Here is a 19,681-nt window from a genome sequence, read left to right as displayed (position 1 = left end):
AAAAAGTAAGTGTAAAAATGTCTTAAAAATGTAGTTGTTTAAAAGATATTTTACTTTATTAAAGTGCCTAATCTTTAAATCATATTTTTTACTATAATGGTATTTAAATTACTTTTAAATATTTTTTTCTTCGATTTCTTTAAGAAATCTCTTAAGTTCCTCATAACTAAGCTCATCAATTGTTTTATTTTCAGTAAGTGACATATAAATACGGCTTGATAATTCAATTTTTTTATCAGCGGTATAATAAATTTTTTTGTCACCATTCATTTTTCATTTTTTATCATATTTACCAGAATTATTTAATAGTGTTTTTTCTACATCTTCAACATCTTCAGAATATAAATTATATAAATATGAAAGAGATTCTAATTTACTATTTGAAGATCTTTCAGAAATAAGTTTTTTATAATTTTTTATTTGCTCATTAGTGTCTGGTAAAAGATTTTCAAAATTATTTTTATAGTAAATTTTTGATCATTGCTTTAATTCTAAAACCACTATATTATATTTGTTTTCGGATTTTGTAACCAGCATCAAATCAGGTCTATTTGGTCATTCATCATTACTATCATTTCAAAAAATTTCTTTTTCAAAAATTAACCAAGTATTTTTTCTAAAATTGTTGTTAGATTGGCCATAAAACAAGCTTTTCAAGGGACTAAAATTTGAAAATCATGATTGTTTTTCTTTTATTGAAGAATGAGTTAATTTAGCACAAGCAAGTAAACTTATAACTATCATTCAACCATTGTCTGAGTTGAATTCCTCTAAAGTCATCATAAACTTTGCTTTATTGTTATAACCTTTTTCAACTTTATCTACAACAAACTTCAAAATTCTTTTATGTTCCTCACTTTTTTCAAAGCGTTTTTCTAAAATAGCAAAAAATGAGCTACTTGGTTTATTTACTGTTTCATGATTATTTAAATAATTTTTTATTTCTACACTATCAGAATAAAATAACTCTTTTTTAAGATTTTCACATTGATTTACAAGTTTGCTATTTTCTATTTTTAGCTGTTCGATTTTTGATTTGAAATCGAACGTTTCTTTTTTGTTATTATTTGCTTTTATTCGTGTGTACTTTTTTTGATTAATTTCAGAAGTTATTTTGACTTTTTTATATTGCTTAAGTATCGCAATAATAATAGTTATTAAAATAAACGTAACTATAGCTAAAATGATTATGATTATATGCAGATAATTCATAAATATACTCCTTTTTTATATTATAAGCATTAAATATAAAAAAGTTTTTAAATAACAAAATAAGCTAGTAAATCAAAAAAATAATTAATTTTAAATTAATCATTAAATATTTCTTCTCTACGTTTTTTGTATTTTGCTTTTTTAATCTTTGCAATTGATTCTTTAATGTGTTTTCTTCTAATATCTTTTTTAACTTTCTCAATCTCTGCTTTTCTTTTTTTCTTATATCCTGGCTTAACTGGTTTTGCTTTGTATTTACTAATTATCTTTTTCTCTTCTAAAGCTCCAGGTGAATTAGTATTAATTACTTTAACTTTTTTCTTTTCATAAATATCTACAAGGTTGTTATCGACAAGTTTTTTATTTGAAAACTCAATTCCCAATGATTTTAAAGTATCAATTTGATGTTGATTGTTTGAGTTGAACAACACATAACTTTGACCATCATACTGATTTCGCCCAGTTCTTCCACTTCTGTGAATGTAGTAATCTAAATCTTTTGGTAAATCAACTGAGATTATGTGACTAACTCCATCAATATCAATTCCCCTTGCAGCAACATCACTTGCCACAATTCACTTAAACTCCATATTTTGGATTCTTTTTTGCATATTAGTTCTTTGTCGAGGATCTAAATCTCCATGTAATTCACCAACATTTTTAATCCCAAATTCATTTAATCAATTAATGATTTCTTTAACTTGATCTTTTTTGTTGACAAAAACTATGGCAACATATGGATTGATGGAATTTGTGATAACTTTTAAAACTTCTTTATTTTCTCTATTTCTAGTTCAAATTAAGATATGTTCAATATTTTTACTACTTGGTTTTTTATCAACATTATCAACAAAAACTGCTTGAGATAAATATTTTGTTAAAAATGGTTTTAACCCATTTTTAAAAGTAGCCGAAAATAAGCTAATTTTTGCATTTTTGTTGATTTTTGAAAGCATTAAATCAACATCTTCAATAAAACCTAAGTCAAAAATCATATCACATTCATCAATTACTACATAGTTTGATGTTGTTATTTGTAAAAAGTTTTGCTCGTATAAGGTTTTTAGCCTTGTTGGAGTACCTATAACTATCATTGGTTGCTTAATTTGTAGATTAGTTTGTTGCTTTTCAATATCATCTCCACCCACAAATAAAGCACAAGTAGCTTGTTCATTAAATTGAATTAACTCTTTGACATTGGCAAATATTTGTCTTGCAAGTTCTCTTGTTGGAGTGACCACCAATAATTGTGTTTTTTGTTGACTATAATCTAAATTATTTAAGATTGGTAATAAAAATGCATGTGTTTTTCCTGTTCCAGTATGCGATTGACAGATAACTGACTTTTGTTTTTTTAATAAAGGGATTACTTTTTCTTGGACTTTAGTTGGATTTAAAAATCCAATTTCTTCTAGCGCGTCATTTAAAAATTTTTTAAACCCAAAATCACTAAACTTCATAACTTAACCCCCTTGTCATTAATTATATAGTAAGTTTTATCAATAATTATTTTTCTAAGTAATCTTCGCCTTTTTCGACTTCAACTTTACTCAAATCAAGATAATCTCATTGTCTTAATACTTCATATGTTGCGATACCAACACTATTGGCAATATTTAAGCTTCTGCCGCTTTCAACCATTGGTATTCTAAAACATTTATCTAAGTTTTGTTTTAAAATGTTTTTATCAATTCCAGTTGATTCACGACCAAACATAATATAAATTTCATCATCAATTGCTTTAAAGTTAAAGTCAGAAATTGGTTTTTTCCCATATCTAGTCATATAAAATACATTAGCTTTTGGATTTTGAGCACAAAATTGAGCTCAATCTTCATATCTTACATATTCACAACCCTCAAAGTTATTAGCACTAGTTCTGGCAAAGTTTCTTTTATCAAAAATAAACCCAAAAGGTTCAATCAAGTGCAATTTTGCATTAGTTAAAGCACAAGTTCTCATAATAGCACCAACATTATTAGCAATTTCTGGTTCAAATAAAATAATATTAATTTTTCTCATAAATAAGTTCCATTTCTAAGCAAAATAAAAAGAATGATTGATCATTCTTTTTATTCATCTATATCAATTGTTTCTTCTCTCTTAATATAACCAATTTCATAAAGTCTTTCAACATTACCAACGTTATTTATTACATCCATTAAAGCATATGCTGTCTCTAAATCAATTTTGTCACGATGTTTTAATTGACCAGTTTCTAAATCAACCACATCTGCTTCAAAAAAAATCTTTTTATAGTTTTCAGGACCAAATTCAAAGACATCTTTTAAATACTTGTAGTATTGTTTAAAAACTACTTTTCCATTTGAAAAAGTTTCTAAATGGAAGTAAGAATCTTTATAGGTATCTTTTAAGTATTTTTTTCATCTCATATGAACAGCTCCTTAATCATTGATAATATTATACCATAAAAATATCAATTTTTAAGACCAAGATGCTTGCAAGGGTTTTTGCAAGAATTTGATTTAATTAAAATAATATACATTTTTTAATCTAATTAACCTTTTTTTAAATCTATAAAAACTAACTTACTTATTTTGTTATTTAGTTGTAATTAATTATCTCTACTCAATGCATAAAAATTATTTACTAAAACTGTTTTTAATTGTTCAATATCAATAATCTCATTATTAGAAAATATAGTAACGTCTGCATTAGAGTTAATAATTCTATCAATAAAAGTACTGTGATTTCTAATGTACTTCAAAAAAATTATGTAATTCTTGTAATTGTCTTTTTTATTATTAATATCTTTATTTAATTTTTTCTTAAGTCTATTTTGATGAAACTTAAATAAATTATTATAGGGTGACTTTTTATTGTCTTTAAGAAATAATAAGGTTTTATATTCTTGTTGCTTATTTGAAAGTGAATAATTTAATTCAATTTCTAATTTATTGTAAAATTTATATTCACTTATTTTTTTAATAGATAAACCAATATAATAAATAAATAATGCTAAACAAATTAAAAAAGCTAATGAGTATAAAGATATAAATAAAATATTGTTATTTGAATTAAAAGCAATAAGTATAAGAAATATAAAAAACATAATAATTGCTATTAAAAAGTAAATAAAATATGCAAGAAAAAATGACCATTTTTCATTTTTATATAAAATCATTTTCTCTTTATTGAATAGTAAAAAATTACCAAAAATACTTTCTAATGTTTTTACTTTAAACTTTAATGATTCTAAAAAAATTAAATAACTCCCTATAGACAAAGATAAATTAACAAAGAAATACACAAATAAAATAACTAAATCGTAAAGCATCTTTTTTTCTCCTATTTTTCATTATATTGTTTGTCTAAAAATTTTTTTCTATTTTATAAAAAAAACTACATTTTTAAAAAAATTATGATAACTTTCTTTTAAGAAAGTTTTTTATAACTTTCTTAAAAGAAAGATGGGTGATGATATGAGTAAGAAGAGCACTAGTAAAGTAACTAGTTCTAAAGTTGCTACAAAAGCTTCTGCTGCATTGAAAGATGGAAGAAGTAGCGCAAGAACTAAAAGTATTGCTGGAAGTGCTTTAGCACAAGCTAAAGGTAAAGATAAAAAATAATTTTAAAAAGAGCATATGCTCTTTTTTTATTCATAATCTTTTAAAAAGTTTTTGAGCATTTCTAAAGCTTTAAAACGATGACTTAATTGTTGTTTTTGTTCAAAGCTCATTTGAGCAACTGTTGAGTCATATCCATCAGGAATAAAAATGCGATCATAAGCAAAACCATTATCCCCAATTGGCTCATAGCCAATTTTTCCTGCAAACTGAGCACTAAAAACTTTACTGATATTATTTTTAGTGTCAACTAAAGCCAATGAGCATTGAAAGTATGCTTTTCTTTGATCATCACTATTTGCTTTTTTATCAATCATTTCAATTAACTTATGATTGACTTCATCTCAACTAGTGATCTTTTGACCAAATCAACGTTTTGAATGAATGCCTGGAAAACCATCTAAAATAGACACACAAAGTCCTGAGTCATCAGCAATAACAATACCTTCAACTCTTTTTGCTAAATATTGTGCTTTGATTAAAGCATTTTGTTCAAATGTATCTCCAGTTTCAGGGATATCAAGATTTGTGTCATAATCTTTTAAAGATTTGATAGTAAAGTTTTTTAAGTGATATTCAAATTCTTTGATTTTTTGGTCATTGTTAGTAGCTATTCAGATTGTTTTCATAATGTCTCATTTCTAATTTATTATTATTTAAATATATTTTTGTAATAAACTAAAATTATAATACTACTAAAAGATTAAAAGAGGAAATGATATATGAGTTTTAAAGGATTAACAAATCAAATTGAAGTTAGTGAAGATAAGGTTATTAAAACCTCAACAATTATTAGTGAAGCATATTTAGATAAAAAAAATGAAGCAAGTATTTTAATTGAGTTTGTAAGTTTAGATCAAGATATCATGGTAAAACCACGAACTGTTGAATTTAAAAATGATCGTTTAGTTTCAAGTTTTCGCATTTTAAAAGATTATCAAAGTTTAGAAAGTTTAGCAATTGATGAACATATTCTAGACTTAGTTGTTGAAGGAATTCAAAAAATGCATCAAATAAAAATTCACCCTTTAATTATTAAAAAATTTGATTTTGTAAATTTTTTAGAATTTTTTGTCAATAATGTTAAAAACCATTCGTTTTATTTAAGTGAGAAGATTGAGGTTGTAAAAGAATATGGAGCACATCTACAAAATGCTGAATTTGTAGTAAGCCACAATGATATGGTTCCTGGAAATATCTTAATCCATCAAAACAATGATATTAAGTTTATCGATTATGACTATGTAAAATTAAACAACCCCCTATTTGATATTGCAAGTTTCATAACCGAAACCCTTAATGACAATACAGATATGATTAAAAGTTTTGTTAAAAAAGCGATTGAAAAACAAATTATGAAACAAAGTGATATAGATGATTTAAACAAGTGCATAGCTTATCAAGATGTGTTGTGAACATTATGGGCAAACTATATGTATGAAAAAACCAATGAAGAAATATATTTACAAATTGGTCAAGAAAAGTATGAAAGAACAAAAAATAGAATTAAAATTTAATCCTATTTTTTTTATCTTCTTTTTTCTTCGCTTTTTCTCTTTGTTTTTGTTCTTTTAAATCAAGCTTTTCACTTAAACTTATTTTTTTCATTCTTTCTTTTGCTTTTTCAAGTTCATACTCTTCATCAATTTTGTGTTGTAACAATTCTGCTTTTTGATCTATTAATTTTTGTTTTTCTGCTAATTTATCTAGATATTTTTGATATTTAATTGCCCTATTAATTAATCTTTGTTCTGTTAATGTTCCTTCATTATATGCTTCTAAATTTTGCTCTAACTTCAATTTTCGTCCAAACTCTAATACTCTAAAAATATATGTTAAAAATACCCCTACTGTTATACCTATAATTCCAATAGCTAAAGCTATTACAAACTTAGCAATAATTACAGTTGTGTCATTTCTGTGAAAAATATAGCTTGTTGCAATAACTGATATTAAAATAAAGTTAAATGTTATTGAATAAGTAAAATTGTCTGCTTTATGAAATTTTGCCTTATAAAATAAATAAGTTATTAATATTGTGTAACATAAATATAAAACACAAACCAAACTAACATATCCCCCGGTTGGAGAAGGTAATTTTGTGTTCATAGTAATTAAAAAATCATCACCTAAAAGTACTCAAATAGCTATTCCAGGAATAATTGCTTCTAAAAATACAAATCCAGCACTTTTAAAAAAGTCAGTTCTTTGCTCGTTAAAATTAACCCACATTTGTTTTAGTTTATTTGAATTATTTTCCATAAGTGTATTTTCCTCAAATATATCTATAACTATATACTCTTTTAATAAAAAAAACATCATATATATGTGTTAGATAAAATTTATCTAACAATATTATATGATGTTATTCAATTCTTTTTTTAATATGGAGCGGGTGAAGGGAATCGAACCCTCACAGTCAGCTTGGAAGGCTGAAGTTCTACCATTAAACTACACCCGCAAAACAAATACATTGAGATAATATATCATTTATTTTCTCAATGCAATAGTTTTTTTTAAATTTATTAATTTTATTTACTAATTATAGTTATATTTCAGCTGTATTTTGTTGCATCATCTTTATTATTGTTTGGATATATTTGATTGTCGATAGCGTATTTAATATTTGCAAAGTCAAATACTAAATTACCTGAATAAACATCTTTTAATTTATCTACAATCATTCCACCTCTAGCAAGCAATGATATTCCATGCCCATCATTTGTTTCAAGATGCATTGCACTAAAATCAAATGTTCAACTGTAATTGTCTTGTAAGCCTGTATTTTTAATGTAATTTGCATAGCTACTCAAAGAATCATATTTTAAAGATAAAATATTATTGACCATTGATTGACTACCTTCTGCTGTATTACCATTTGAAATTTTTGGCATTTTTGTTCACATATTCTCTTTAATACCAGTTTCTGAAGCTGGGGTACCATTGAAATTAGCTAATGATTTACCATCAGCCTTAACTCTGTACTTACCACTTCAGTAACTATCGTATTGCAAGTCAGTTGTTTTAAAACCATAAACCTTGTTTCTTGCTAAAATTCCTGTTTCTAAACTATTGTATATTGTATGGAAAAGAGAACTTTGTTTAAAGAAATTTTCATTTAAACTTGACCCACTACTTGCAAGATTATATGATTCAATGTCACTTGATTCAGATTGATTATATGAAGTTAATACTTCAAAGCTAGGTAATAGTTGTTTGTAACCACCAACTTGAATAGCCAAGTTATTTAAAGTTAAGTACCCTAATCTCATACTATTTTGTAAGTTTTTATTAGTTTTTAATTTATCGATTGTATAGTCTTGATAAATTGTATCACCAAAATTTTTTGCATCGGCTTTTATTTTACTTACCTCATTTGTATAAAGATCACTAATATTTAATTTGAATGATTCTTTTGCAATATCATGTATCATATTATTTACTTTAATTACTTTGTTATTAATTGTTACATCTAAATCGTTTAAATTCTCTGGTTGACCACCCTTAAATAAGAATTCATATAATTGTTTAGATGAATAATTTTTACCTTCTAATTTAGCTTCATCTTTTCAAAGGAAACCATTTTTTTGTGTGCTAGGAGTGTATTCTTTATTGGCCTCAAACTTAGCTATGTTTTTATATTCCTCGAAAAAATAATCGCTATTGTTGTATTCAACAAATGTAAAGTTTGTGTTTTTTTCAAATACATCATTTATTTTTTTTATAATTTCATTTTTTCCTGTTTTATTTATATAATCTTCTAATTGAGTTTTGTAACTATTATCTGTATATGGTTTATTTACTTTATCTTCTGATATTTTAAACTTCTCATTGTTAAATGCAAATGTATCACCATATGTTTTATCATCTAAAACACCAGCATACCTTATTGATTTTATAACTTTGTTTACAGCCTCTTCTGTTTGCTTGTTAGAAGTTAAACCATATGTAAAATTATTTATAAAATTAAACTGACTTCTTTGATTATTTGCGTCTTTATAATAAACAACATAATTACAATCAACTTTTACTGTTGCAACTGTATTATCTGATATTTCATTATATGAAGCCATTAATGTGTCAAAATTTAAAGATAATTCAAAATTTTCATCAAAATTTTCAGAATAATTAATTACTTTATACACTTCTTTGTTATATACATCTTTTACAGCTTCTACAATACCAAGTCAATTTATTATGGTTTTTATGTCTGATAATAGTAAAATTTTTTGTTGATTGGTTAATGTGTCTATTTTTTTCATTTTACCATTTTCACTATTTCCAACAATTTTTTTCAATTCTGGTAGATTTAAAATTTTTTCTTTTAATGAAGTCTGTCCATTAACTAACTGATCCAATTTATATAAATTAGATTTTATTTTTAATAGTTGATCTTGAATTACTTTTTGCACTTCTTTTTTTAAAGCATCAACTAAAACAGAAATTGTATTGTTTGTTGTTTGTTGTTCTTCAGTTTTTTCTTCCGGTTTTTCGGCGGCATCATTTTTGTTACATGCAAATACCGCAGTTGATGCAGAAGTTGTTAGTCCAACTGCTGCTAATAAACTTAATAATTTTTTCATTTTTTTCTCTCCTTCTTTTTTAAATTATATATGTAAAATATATGAAAAAAAATTTTAAAAATCATTTTTTTAATAAATGTTCATTTTTCTAAATTTTGAGTATGATAGAAGTAAAAATAATACAGAAAGTCCTAAAAATGTATATAAATAAATGTCTGGATGTATGTAATTGTCATAACTATTCGGGACAATTGAACCATTTTCATTTATTTGTATATTGTATTGTGTATAAGATAAGAATAAATTTTGTTGATCATATAGAAGTATTTTTGAGTCACTGTAAGGTGTGAATCATATATCGTCATAAGAGTATCCAGAATGATAAGTGTAAATGCTTCACAAGCTATAAAAAGGGTTAATTTTTGAATAAATGTTAAAAGTTTTTCTTTCTGATAAATATTTATTTCATTGATCATCATTTGTTACAACGGTTTTATTTATTAGGTTTTTATAAGTTGTAATATAAGAAATAAAATAATTTTCTAATATTCTCATAGCTAGTTCTACTGGGTTATTTAGAGTACTTTTAATGAAAGTTTCAAGGTCTTTGTTTGAATTATCTATAAACACCAAATCATCAGATTTAACTAAATCATTAAAAAAGGAGTTATAAATGGAATTAAAAGCTTTTTGATTTAAACCAATGCTACAAGGCACATCACTAGAACAAAAATTTTCGTCTAAGTTTACACTACTTTTACTGCTTAAAAACGAGAAATCTCCAAAGTAATTATAAAATGATGATTGTACATCAACAAATCTACTTATTAAATAATTAGTAAAATCGAGCAAATCTTGTTTTATATTTTTTAAATTAGTGTCGTTTTCTTTCTCTATATTTTCTTTTAATTCTGCTAAATTTAAGACTTTTTTATCAAACACGACATCTAAAGTGTACTTGTATTTTGGGTTCAATTCATTTGAATCATAAACTCACGCGTTGGGTACGTTGGCATTATTTTTTAAATCCATAGATCTTATTTTCAAATTTGGAATTTTAAATTCATTGTTTAATAATCAATCTTGTGTTAACCCCATACTACTTCAGTAATTTATTCTTAATTTCTTGTTAGCGTCGTTTCCAATGTTACTTTTATCTATGTTATTATCTGGTGAATTTAAAAAATTATTTAAAGATTCTGATAAATACTTAAATTTTATTTTACCTTCCTGAACATATTTTTGAAAATCTAGCGCCTCATATATATCACTTACATTATAAATCTGATCGATGGTATCTGAATTTTTACTTTTAAATCCTATTCTTGTTATTTGTTCATTTGTAACTAAAAATTTATAAGGTAAATTTGCCACAAATGTAAATGCTAATAATATCGAAAGAATTGTCATAGAAATTTGACCATTTATATATAAAAATAAAAAGGTTACAAAATTATTAAGAATAAAAAGGATAACTATCGAGAATCAAAATAAAGTAAATATTTTTGAAAATATTACTTTTTGCATTGAAGAATCAAAATTTCCTGCTTTCAAAACTATAAAAAATGTTAAAAATGATATAAAACTCTGTATAAAAATTACTATTAAATTAATAAATAGTATCGAAAAAAAAAGATTAAATCTAGAGACATGGTTAGAGATAGTCACAAAAATAGTTCTATCTTCAATTTTTTTTATAAATAAAAATTGACAGTTTCTTATAACATTTAAAAACATTAAAACTCCTACATAAAAAAGAGCAAAAAAATCAAAGATCTTTACAAAATTATCGCCAGACTTTATAAAAATTATATATATAGAAAAAATCAAACTATAAAAAAAGGAAACAATATTAAAATATATAAATCCTTTATCAAAAAATAAATTAAAAAATAAAAACTTAGATATTTTAAAAATATTTAAGTTTGCTGCTTTTTTTATGTTATTTAAGTTCAAAATAATCACCCTTTAATAATCAATTAGTAAAATATTTATTTTTTCATTAATCTTGTATTAAATTTATACATTCATATAAACAACAACACTATAAAATTCTTCTTTGCCATTTACATAATTAATATATTTTTTTTGTAAAAAAAATCTCATAAAATCTTTTATCAACAAGTAAATATTTTTTTTGTATAATATTATTATAATACTTTTTTTTCAATTTTTACAATTATAATGAACCTTCTGGTAGGGTGTTTATTTTGATTAAAAATTTTGTAAAAAGTAATGTTTATTTTTAGTTTCTCAATCTAAACATCATCATATAAAAAATAAATAATTTAAATTCACTCAAAAAAATAATTTAATTAAATTTATTTATTTTTTACATTATTAGTAACATCTTTATTTAAGTTATCAAATTCATAACTGTTTATACTTTTGTATGCCAAGTTAGAAGTTCAATTTAAAAATACACCAATAGCTCATGCAACAACTATCAGTGAAATTAATCCAACAACAAATAAAGCCGGTCCCACATTTGTTCAATCCATCTCAGGATAAGGAAATGGATTAAATCCAGGATTTTTACCATTTGAATTACTTCTAACCCCAGGATAATATTCTAATTCAAAGAATGCTCTTATGATTGCATATGTTAGATATGGAATCAGCATTATATATACATAAAAACTATATTTTTTCATATATTCTTTTGTTTTAATAAGTGATTTTGCAAAAACATAAAAATAAATAAATGAAATAATTGGTGTTAACATATGTTCTAAAATTGATTTAATGATGTTATATCAAGTGTTGAAACCAATAAATGGCTTATCAGTGACTTTTGTATAAATTAAATCAACATTATAAACGATAAACTCAATTAAAACCAAAGCCATAATAGAAGTAAAAAAGTTTTTACCTCTAACTCATTGAGGCATTGCGTTTGGTTTAAAAAAGGCAATAATGTTTAAAATACCATATATTGAAGTAAACATTCCCACCCAAACCGATAAATATATGGTTTGACTCATAACTGCAATATCAAAATCTTGTGTTCTTGTACTAAAAGTTCCTTCATTTGGCTCAATAATTGAAAAAATTGTATCAAAAACAATACAAAATATTGGAATTATTGCAAACCAAAAGTAAAAAGTTAACTCTAATTTTTTTGGTAAATTAGGTGCCATTGTATCTTCCCTATTCTATAATCAATAGAATTATTCTAGCATACGAGTAGCAAATTAAAGTTTTTTATAAATTTATTTATTTATTTAATTTTATTTTTATGCAATTTTTGGCGTATTATCAATTTTTTCTGCGATTAATAAAAATAGAGTCAATAAAGCATGTGCTCTGTATTTATAATCACTATTTGCAGAGTAATTAATCATTATTTTATTTCACCCTTCAACATCTGGTGTTTCCGTGATGTGATTGGCAGTTGTTACTAAAAAGACATTTTTAGATATTTTTTCAAGATATTCTAATATTCTAGATAAAGTTAATGTATCTCTTCCTGTCATTAACACAAGGATCAATTGGTCTGTAAAGTCAAAGTGACGAACTATTTCTAAATTAATAGAACTATCCATAACTCTAACATCCACTCCTTGATTTATTAAGATATTTTCAAAGTGCTTCGCTACAGGCATGCTTTGGAATGAAGGTGCAATTCATAATTTTTTATCTTTATTGATTTCACTTGCTAATTTTAAAATAAAATCTGAGCACGTCATAACTCAGTTATTAATGTGTTCTAAATGCTCGGTATCGAGATTATGGTAATCAATTTCAGCATGATTGGGTTTTGCTTTCATTGCATTTTCATGCTCAATTTTCAGTCTAATTATTAGCTCTTTATAACCCTCACAAAGAGCAGCTTTAGAGAATTGTGTAATTGTTGACATAGAAACAAAGCAAGCCTCTGCAAGTTCGTTCTGTGATTTAAATATTCCTTCATTAAAATCATCTAAAATTTTTTTTGCAATTGATTTAAATGTGGTATTTCGATTATCTTTAACAAGATTTTCAATTCTTTCGTAAATAGAAGTCATATAATTACTCCATTCTATATCGTTTGTAATATTATATTATATTTTTGACATAATTTACAATCTCGTTTACGATTTGTTTATAATTAGTATAATTATGCATAAATCATTGTACATTATCGTATTGATTTTTAAATCATGTTATTTGTCTTCTTGCATATCTACGATTATTTCTTTGCATTAAAGCTATCGTTGTATCATAATCATATTCATTTTTTAAGTAACCTATAATTTCAGGCCCACCAATGCATCTTAAAGCTTGGGCTTCATGATTTTTATCATTATCTAATCAAGCCTTTTCAATTTCTTTAAATAGTCCTCTATCGGTTAATGCTAGAACTCTGTTGTTTATTTTTTCATGTAAAGCACTTCTGTCAGGGTTTATGCCAATGATAATAAGGTTATTATAGTAATATTCTTTATTGTTTAAAATTACATCACTTTTTTTGGTTTTGTATAATTCTTGTATTTCTAAAGCCCTTATTATGCGATACCGATTGTTAGGATGTATTTGCTTTGATTGTTCTGGATCTGATTTATTTAATTTTTCTCAAAGTTGAGAATTGTTTAATTGGTCAAATTGTTTCGCAAATCCTTCAATGTGATCACTTGAACCAAAATTGTATTTCATTATCAATGCACTTATATATAATCCAGTACCTCCAACAATAATTGGGGTTTTGTTTCGTTTTAAAATATCTTCAATTATTTCTCGTCCTTCTTTTTGAAATTCAGCTACTGAGTAGCTTTCATTAACTTTTTTAGTTGATAATAAGTGATGAACGATTCCTTCTTTTTCTTCTTCTGTAACTTTATTTGTGGCTATGTCTGTGCCTTGAAAAATTTGAGTTGAATCAGCATTAATACATTCCCCATTAAATTCTTGAGCTAATTTAATTGATAACTCAGTTTTACCTGAAGCTGTTGGTCCTACAATAACAATTATTTTGGGACTCATATAAACCTCCATTTTATTTATTTTTTAAATAAACTATTTGTTAATTCACTTAAAAAATGAATAAAAAAAATATTTCCACCCGCTATAAAATGCATGAGATAGGAAATACCAATTTATAGAGCGGTTTTGGACACTCACGCAAACTTAAAGAATAACATAAATATTCTTGCGTCCCGAAGGACAATATTATTATATTATATTTTTTGTTCTTTAACATTATGTTTTTGCATTTAATAAAAAAATAGTTACCCTAAATCTGGTAACTATTATGATATTACTTACTACTTAAACTTTCCATTAATTTTTTAACCATTTCATCTTTAATGATGCGATTGGCAATTTCACTTACATCTTTATTGTTTAATAATTCTAAACCATTCATATTGTCATCCGTATTAATGCTTGTTTCGTTTTTTTTCATATGTCTCTCCTATTTGACTATTCTAAGTTTATCACTAAATTTTTAGAAATAAAATCATAAATTTTAATTCTAATTTCTTCATCTGTTAACTCTTTTCCTTGGTTTATTTTTATATTATTTACACTATCTTGATAATCTTGATTTTGTTGATGTTCTTGGTTTGTAATTATTTCATGGACAAATATTTCAAATGTATCAATATCTTTAATATCACTATGTTTATTGCCATAAAAGTTCATTGAGAAGTAGTTTACATAAAATAATGTAAATAATACTGCACTTCTCTTATTTCCGTTAGATATAAAGTGACCTCTACAATATCTAAAAAGTAAATCGATTGCTTTATCTATGTGATTAATACTTTCATCTTGTCATTTATATAATAGCATTGAACTAATAGCTGATTTTTGGGCCCCGTTTAAATAATCTGGAACAAAGCTTTCTGGACCAACTTTAGTACTATAACTTGGTAAACTATTCATCATCAATGACATACCTTTGATAAATGTCTCATAAAAGGTTTCTGTTGTTAAAATTTCGCTACTTACATATAGTAAATTTATTTTAATAGTTTTGTTATTAAATTCTGATATTTCAATAGAATTCAAAAGATTATTATTGCTAATATATTTTATATTTTTAGGATTTATCTTATAAAACCTAATTGTGTTAGTTAATAATTTGTCAAATAATTCCCTATCTCTATCATTGAAAACAGAATAAGTAATTTCTAAAAAACCTTTTTTAGACATTTTAAAAACTAGCTTTTCTCCTTCTCGTGAGCATAGGAATAGATCATAATAAACATAATATACCCCTCACTTTTTAATGTATTTATTATATTGTAAAAATTGTCATTATACAAGAGTTTGAACACTAATGAGTTAATTAACTTATATCTTTTAAATGACTTATAATCTCTTTTCTAATCTCTGTTGCACAATTTTTAATATGTAATGAAATAACTTTTAAAATATCACTTTTATCAACTACATAGTTTAATTTATTTTTTTCAAGATTATAGCGATAAATAGGAAATTTGTGATTTAAGTAGAAATCTCCTGGTATCGGTACAATGGAACTTGTTGAAGTTTTTTGCATTGAATAAAAGAACTTAACATCAAAAGAAGATACTTTATCTAAAATTTTATTAGACTTTTGTGTATTTTTATTACTTAATTGAAAGTAAATATATACTTTTTTACCACCAAATTTTTTACCTTCTAAAGTAATTGTTTTTTTATTTTTAAATAAAAATTGTTGTATTCTTAGAAGTTTTTTAAATGTTTTAAACAAAAACCTTCAATCTGATGTTTCATACTCAGATAATATGGTTCTGAAATAAATAAAAAATTCGTATAAATAAAAGTTTTTTTCATAAAAATGAATATCATCTGATTCTACTCAATCAAGTAATAGTTTTTTGTAATCTCTATTTCTAACATCTTCAATCTTCAAAGTTGCTCAAATAGTAACAACAGAAGAAACAACTGCTCCAACAAGAGTTGCTATAAAACTTATGACTATATCTCCCCATGCATCCATAAAACTTAGATAAAACTCCTTTTCTTAAAATAATGTCATTTAAACATTTATGTTAATAATTTTATTCCTTATTAAAGATTTTTACAAATATACTTTAAAATATTAATGTAGAAATATATATGGAGAAAAAATGAAAGCAAGTTTAAAAGAAGAACTAATAAAAGCAAGAAATGGTAAATATGCTGTTCCTGCGTTTAACTTTGATAATTTAGAAATGATGAAAGGAATTATTGAAGCTGCAGAAGAAGAAAAATCACCAGTTATTCTGATGGTAACTGAAAGTGCTGCCAAATATATGGGGTTAGACTATGTATTTTCCTTTGCAATGACAGCAACTCAAAATGCATCTGTTCCAGTAGTATTACATTGAGATCATGGATTTGATATTGAATTAATCAAAAGAGCAGTTGATGCTGGGTTTTCGAGCGTAATGCTAGATTCATCATTAAAACCATTAGATGAAAATGTAAAAGAAACCTTAGAAATTGTAAAGTATGCAAGAAGTAAAGGTGTTGATGTTGAATCAGAAATTGGTCATGTTGGTGGAAAAGAAGACGATAGAAACTCAGCTTCAAATGGTTATACAGATATTAATGAAGCATTAGAGTTTGAAAAACAAACACAAATAGATGCATTAGCAATTGCAATTGGTACTAGTCACGGTTTATTCAAAGGTGAAATCAAATTACAATTTGATTTATTAAAAGAATTAAACGAAAAAATTAAAACCCCTCTTGTGCTTCATGGTTCAAGTCAAGTTCCTCTAGAAGATTTACAAAAAGCTATTAGTCTTGGAATAACAAAAATTAACATTGGAACAGATTTAAAAATAGCTTGTGCACAAGGTATCAAGGATTGATTTGAAAAAAACCCTGGTGGTTATGATGCAAGAAAATATGGAAGAACTGGTGTGGACTTTGTAAAGGTTGAAGCAAAGAAAAAAATCCAAGCTTTTGGTTCAAACAATAGAGCATAAAAAAATTCAGATTTAAAATCTGAATTTTTTATTATTGTTTGTTTGTTTCTACATTAGTACTTAGAGATATCAGATATTCATCATAAATTTTTTGTAATTGAACAGCTACGTGTTCTACATCTGTTCCGACAATTAGTTGTAATCCTTCGGTACCAAGACGTTTAACACCAAAGATACCTAATTTTTTAATTTCTGCATCATCAATACCAGTTTTATTATCTTTTACAGTTAATCTTAATCTAGTACTACAGTTATCAATTTTTACGATGTTATCTAGTTTTACTATATCCCCGATATTTGCAGCTAATTTAGCATATTTTTCATTTTTACTTCCTTTATCTGCTTTTTCTTTTGGACCACCTGGATGAGGACCTGGATGTCCTTCGTGTGCTTCAATTGCATCTCTACCTGGTGTTTTAATATCCATTTTTTTAATTATTATTGTAAATGTGAAGAAGTATGTTGGGAATGCAAGTCCTGCAAGTACAAACATCCACAATGGATTTGAGAATATTCCATACATTGATCCATTTGTTAATCCTTCATATTTACTCATTCCTCATGATGTTGCAAATGAGATTATGTAGTCAATAAATCCACCACTAAATCCAAATCCAATATGCATGTGCATTGCAACCGCTAAAGCTGCAAAAATGGCTGTAAATAAAGCATTTATTACCAATAGTATTGGTCCCACAAATATAAATGAGAATACTAACGGTTCATCAATACCAGTTAAAGCTGCAACTACTGCAACCCCAACTAAGAATGTTGCTGTTTCTTTTCTTCTATTTTTTTCAGCACAATAGATCATAGCAACGGCTGCTCCAGGAAGTCCTCCTCAGAACATTGGGAAGTAACCTGTTTGGAAGTTACCTGATACCATAGATTTTTGGAACGCATTTATATCCCCGAATATTGTAAATGATTGTGCTCCATTGTTAGTTCCTTTTAATAATCCTTCTGGTAATCCACCATCTCTAATATTAAAGAAGTCTCTTCAATTTGAGTCATCTATTATTTGACCACCAAAAATGTTATTAGATATACCTTGAGCAACAGTTCTACCAGTTTCTGTAAGGTTTCCAGATGCATCTAGTAATTGACTAGCAGCATCTGTTCCCATCATTTCGTTAAATAATTGTACGTGTCCATAGAAGTCTACAATATAACCTTCTATAGGCATTTGGAATCACAAGAATGTATTTATAATGTGGTGCAATCCTGTTGGTTGTACCATTCTGTTTATAAATCCATATAAGAAAGCTCCTGGAATTGCTCATGAATCTCCAGAAGATACCAATTTACCAAATGAAATTAAGGCAAATTGGAATCAAGGTCATATTATTGCAAATGCGAATGCTACTGGAATAGAAGCTACCATAATAATCATAGGTACAAATCTTCTACCCCCAAAGAATGATAAAGCCTGAGGAAGTTTTACACTTCTAAATTTATTGTATGATCAAGCTGATAAACAACCTGCAACAATACCTCCAAGCACACCTATGTTTAAGATGTATTTACCACCAATAACCCTTAACTGGCCATCAGCAAGTCCATACTATGGGACATAGAATAAACTTGAGAAGCTTCCTCCCGCTCCATCCTGTCAAATCTTTGAAGAATCTGTTTGTTCAACTTGTCCTCAAGCTGAAAATGTGTTTACTTTGCTATAGAACAATTTAGGCAATCCACCTTCATTTAGCATTGTTACTAAAATCAAGTAGAAAGCCGCTCCAACTAGCGCTGCCTCACCTCTTTGATCTTTTGATAAACCAAACGCTGTTCCTATCGCAAATAACAACGGTAAATTATCAAAAATTGTTGCACCAGGTTTACCTATTATAAACCCAATTCATCATCCTGCATTAGGTGACCCAGCTTGAACTGGGTTTAATTCCATAGCAAGAGAACCAAATCTGTTTAATAGAGCAGCAAAAGGTAACAAAGCAATTGGGTACATAAGTGATTTACCTAAACCTTGTAATTTAACAAGCAAATGACTAAAAAATTTATTTTTTGGTTTTGGATCATTACTTAAGACTTCTTTTTTTTGTTTTTTATCTTTTTTTTCTACTAAAGTCTCCATATTAATTTCCTTTCATAATTTTATTATAGAAAAAAATATGAAAATTTTTTATTTTTTTTGGAAATTTTTTGCATTTATTTGAAATAAATTGCTAAATAATGTCAAATAATGTCAAACTATTTAGTCATTTCAACAATAAACATTGATAGACAAAAAATTGATATTAATGCCAAAGTAAATACTAAAAATACTTTAAACCATTTGCTAAAAAATATAGCCATAAAGCTTTGACCTGAGTTTTTTAAATTAACTGGATTTTTAATCCCAGATTTTGATCATTTAAATAAGTAAAGTAAATATACAACTAGTAAAACTGTGCTAACTAAAAATCCTACCAATAGAGCGATAGTCAATAAGCTCATT

21 protein-coding genes and 1 tRNA gene are annotated in these 19,681 nt (G+C 25.8%); 3 read left to right on the top strand and 19 right to left on the bottom strand.

Going from position 1 to position 19,681, the window contains the following annotated elements; all coding sequences use genetic code 4:
• Window positions 1-114 precede the first annotated feature (114 nt).
• The 5 genes from SHELI_RS02020 to SHELI_RS02000 all read right to left on the bottom strand — a co-directional run bounded on the left by SHELI_RS02020 (window position 115) and on the right by SHELI_RS02000 (window position 4,510).
• On the bottom strand, window positions 115-1,212 hold the full coding sequence (locus SHELI_RS02020) for a hypothetical protein (RefSeq protein WP_069116199.1): 1,098 nt from the start codon (window positions 1,210-1,212) through the stop codon (window positions 115-117).
• 95 nt (window positions 1,213-1,307) lie between these two features.
• Window positions 1,308-2,672 carry a DEAD/DEAH box helicase gene (locus SHELI_RS02015; protein WP_069116197.1) on the bottom strand — a complete coding sequence of 455 codons (1,365 nt, stop codon included), beginning with the start codon at window positions 2,670-2,672 and terminating at the stop codon, window positions 1,308-1,310.
• A 46-nt stretch (window positions 2,673-2,718) separates the two neighbouring features.
• Window positions 2,719-3,240, bottom strand: coding sequence for a tRNA (cytidine(34)-2'-O)-methyltransferase (locus tag SHELI_RS02010; protein ID WP_408640713.1), 522 nt, complete (start codon window positions 3,238-3,240; stop codon window positions 2,719-2,721).
• Window positions 3,241-3,284: 44 nt separating this feature from the next.
• Entirely contained in the window at window positions 3,285-3,605 is a 321-nt protein-coding gene (locus tag SHELI_RS02005) for a hypothetical protein (RefSeq protein WP_069116193.1), read from the bottom strand.
• Between the two features lie 182 nt (window positions 3,606-3,787).
• Window positions 3,788-4,510, bottom strand: coding sequence for a hypothetical protein (locus tag SHELI_RS02000; protein ID WP_069116191.1), 723 nt, complete (start codon window positions 4,508-4,510; stop codon window positions 3,788-3,790).
• Window positions 4,511-4,655: 145 nt separating this feature from the next.
• Between SHELI_RS02000 and SHELI_RS06085 the strand changes: the two genes are divergently transcribed.
• Window positions 4,656-4,802: a hypothetical protein gene (locus SHELI_RS06085; RefSeq protein WP_198146105.1), complete on the top strand. Its 147-nt coding sequence runs from the start codon at window positions 4,656-4,658 to the stop codon at window positions 4,800-4,802.
• 26 nt (window positions 4,803-4,828) lie between these two features.
• Here the strand turns inward: SHELI_RS06085 and rdgB are convergent, their stop codons facing one another.
• Entirely contained in the window at window positions 4,829-5,428 is a 600-nt protein-coding gene (gene rdgB / locus SHELI_RS01995; protein WP_069116189.1) for an RdgB/HAM1 family non-canonical purine NTP pyrophosphatase, read from the bottom strand.
• Window positions 5,429-5,521: 93 nt separating this feature from the next.
• Between rdgB and SHELI_RS01990 the strand changes: the two genes are divergently transcribed.
• On the top strand, window positions 5,522-6,316 hold the full coding sequence (locus SHELI_RS01990) for a phosphotransferase (RefSeq protein ID WP_069116187.1): 795 nt from the start codon (window positions 5,522-5,524) through the stop codon (window positions 6,314-6,316).
• On the opposite strand, the gene SHELI_RS01985 is transcribed toward SHELI_RS01990, so the two are convergent.
• The 10 genes from SHELI_RS01985 to SHELI_RS01945 form a co-directional block, all read right to left on the bottom strand.
• A complete protein-coding gene (locus SHELI_RS01985; protein ID WP_069116185.1) occupies window positions 6,306-7,061 on the bottom strand; it encodes a DxFTY motif-containing membrane protein in 756 nt (251 codons plus the stop codon). The two genes, SHELI_RS01990 and SHELI_RS01985, sit on opposite strands and share 11 nt — an antisense overlap.
• A 125-nt stretch (window positions 7,062-7,186) precedes the next feature.
• Window positions 7,187-7,260 (bottom strand) — tRNA-Gly (locus SHELI_RS01980).
• A 70-nt stretch (window positions 7,261-7,330) separates the two neighbouring features.
• Window positions 7,331-9,382, bottom strand: a complete 2,052-nt coding sequence (locus tag SHELI_RS01975) for a lipoprotein (RefSeq protein ID WP_069116183.1) — start codon at window positions 9,380-9,382, stop codon at window positions 7,331-7,333.
• A gap of 69 nt (window positions 9,383-9,451) precedes the next feature.
• Window positions 9,452-10,732, bottom strand: coding sequence for a hypothetical protein (locus SHELI_RS01970; protein ID WP_157087567.1), 1,281 nt, complete (start codon window positions 10,730-10,732; stop codon window positions 9,452-9,454).
• Window positions 10,733-11,643: 911 nt separating this feature from the next.
• Entirely contained in the window at window positions 11,644-12,462 is an 819-nt protein-coding gene (locus SHELI_RS01965) for a hypothetical protein (RefSeq protein WP_069116179.1), read from the bottom strand.
• Between the two features lie 96 nt (window positions 12,463-12,558).
• Window positions 12,559-13,329 carry a MurR/RpiR family transcriptional regulator gene (locus tag SHELI_RS01960; RefSeq protein WP_069116177.1) on the bottom strand — a complete coding sequence of 257 codons (771 nt, stop codon included), beginning with the start codon at window positions 13,327-13,329 and terminating at the stop codon, window positions 12,559-12,561.
• Between the two features lie 31 nt (window positions 13,330-13,360).
• Window positions 13,361-14,284, bottom strand: a complete 924-nt coding sequence (gene miaA / locus SHELI_RS01955) for a tRNA (adenosine(37)-N6)-dimethylallyltransferase MiaA (protein ID WP_069116176.1) — start codon at window positions 14,282-14,284, stop codon at window positions 13,361-13,363.
• A 274-nt stretch (window positions 14,285-14,558) separates the two neighbouring features.
• A complete protein-coding gene (locus SHELI_RS06005) occupies window positions 14,559-14,705 on the bottom strand; it encodes a hypothetical protein (protein WP_157087566.1) in 147 nt (48 codons plus the stop codon).
• A gap of 17 nt (window positions 14,706-14,722) precedes the next feature.
• Complete coding sequence (locus SHELI_RS01950; RefSeq protein WP_069116175.1) at window positions 14,723-15,457, bottom strand: hypothetical protein; 735 nt, start codon at window positions 15,455-15,457, stop codon at window positions 14,723-14,725.
• 136 nt (window positions 15,458-15,593) lie between these two features.
• Complete coding sequence (locus tag SHELI_RS01945) at window positions 15,594-16,250, bottom strand: hypothetical protein (RefSeq protein WP_069116174.1); 657 nt, start codon at window positions 16,248-16,250, stop codon at window positions 15,594-15,596.
• A 130-nt stretch (window positions 16,251-16,380) separates the two neighbouring features.
• Between SHELI_RS01945 and SHELI_RS01940 the strand changes: the two genes are divergently transcribed.
• Entirely contained in the window at window positions 16,381-17,226 is an 846-nt protein-coding gene (locus SHELI_RS01940) for a class II fructose-bisphosphate aldolase (RefSeq protein ID WP_069116172.1), read from the top strand.
• Window positions 17,227-17,257: 31 nt separating this feature from the next.
• Here SHELI_RS01940 and SHELI_RS01935 read toward each other — a convergent pair whose 3' ends face one another.
• From SHELI_RS01935 to SHELI_RS01920, 3 genes are all read right to left on the bottom strand, one after another.
• Window positions 17,258-18,760, bottom strand: coding sequence for a PTS transporter subunit EIIC (locus SHELI_RS01935; RefSeq protein ID WP_269745960.1), 1,503 nt, complete (start codon window positions 18,758-18,760; stop codon window positions 17,258-17,260).
• Window positions 18,761-18,790: 30 nt separating this feature from the next.
• Window positions 18,791-19,318 (bottom strand): PTS transporter subunit EIIC, encoded by a 528-nt coding sequence (locus SHELI_RS01925; RefSeq protein ID WP_069116166.1) that lies wholly within the window; start codon window positions 19,316-19,318, stop codon window positions 18,791-18,793.
• A gap of 116 nt (window positions 19,319-19,434) precedes the next feature.
• Window positions 19,435-19,680: a hypothetical protein gene (locus tag SHELI_RS01920; protein ID WP_069116165.1), complete on the bottom strand. Its 246-nt coding sequence runs from the start codon at window positions 19,678-19,680 to the stop codon at window positions 19,435-19,437.
• Window position 19,681: the final 1 nt, after the last annotated feature.

The organism is Spiroplasma helicoides, assembly GCF_001715535.1.
Taxonomy (GTDB): Bacteria; Bacillota_I; Bacilli_A; order Mycoplasmatales; family Mycoplasmataceae; genus Spiroplasma_A; species Spiroplasma_A helicoides.
This window is presented reverse-complemented; position numbering and strand designations above follow the sequence as displayed.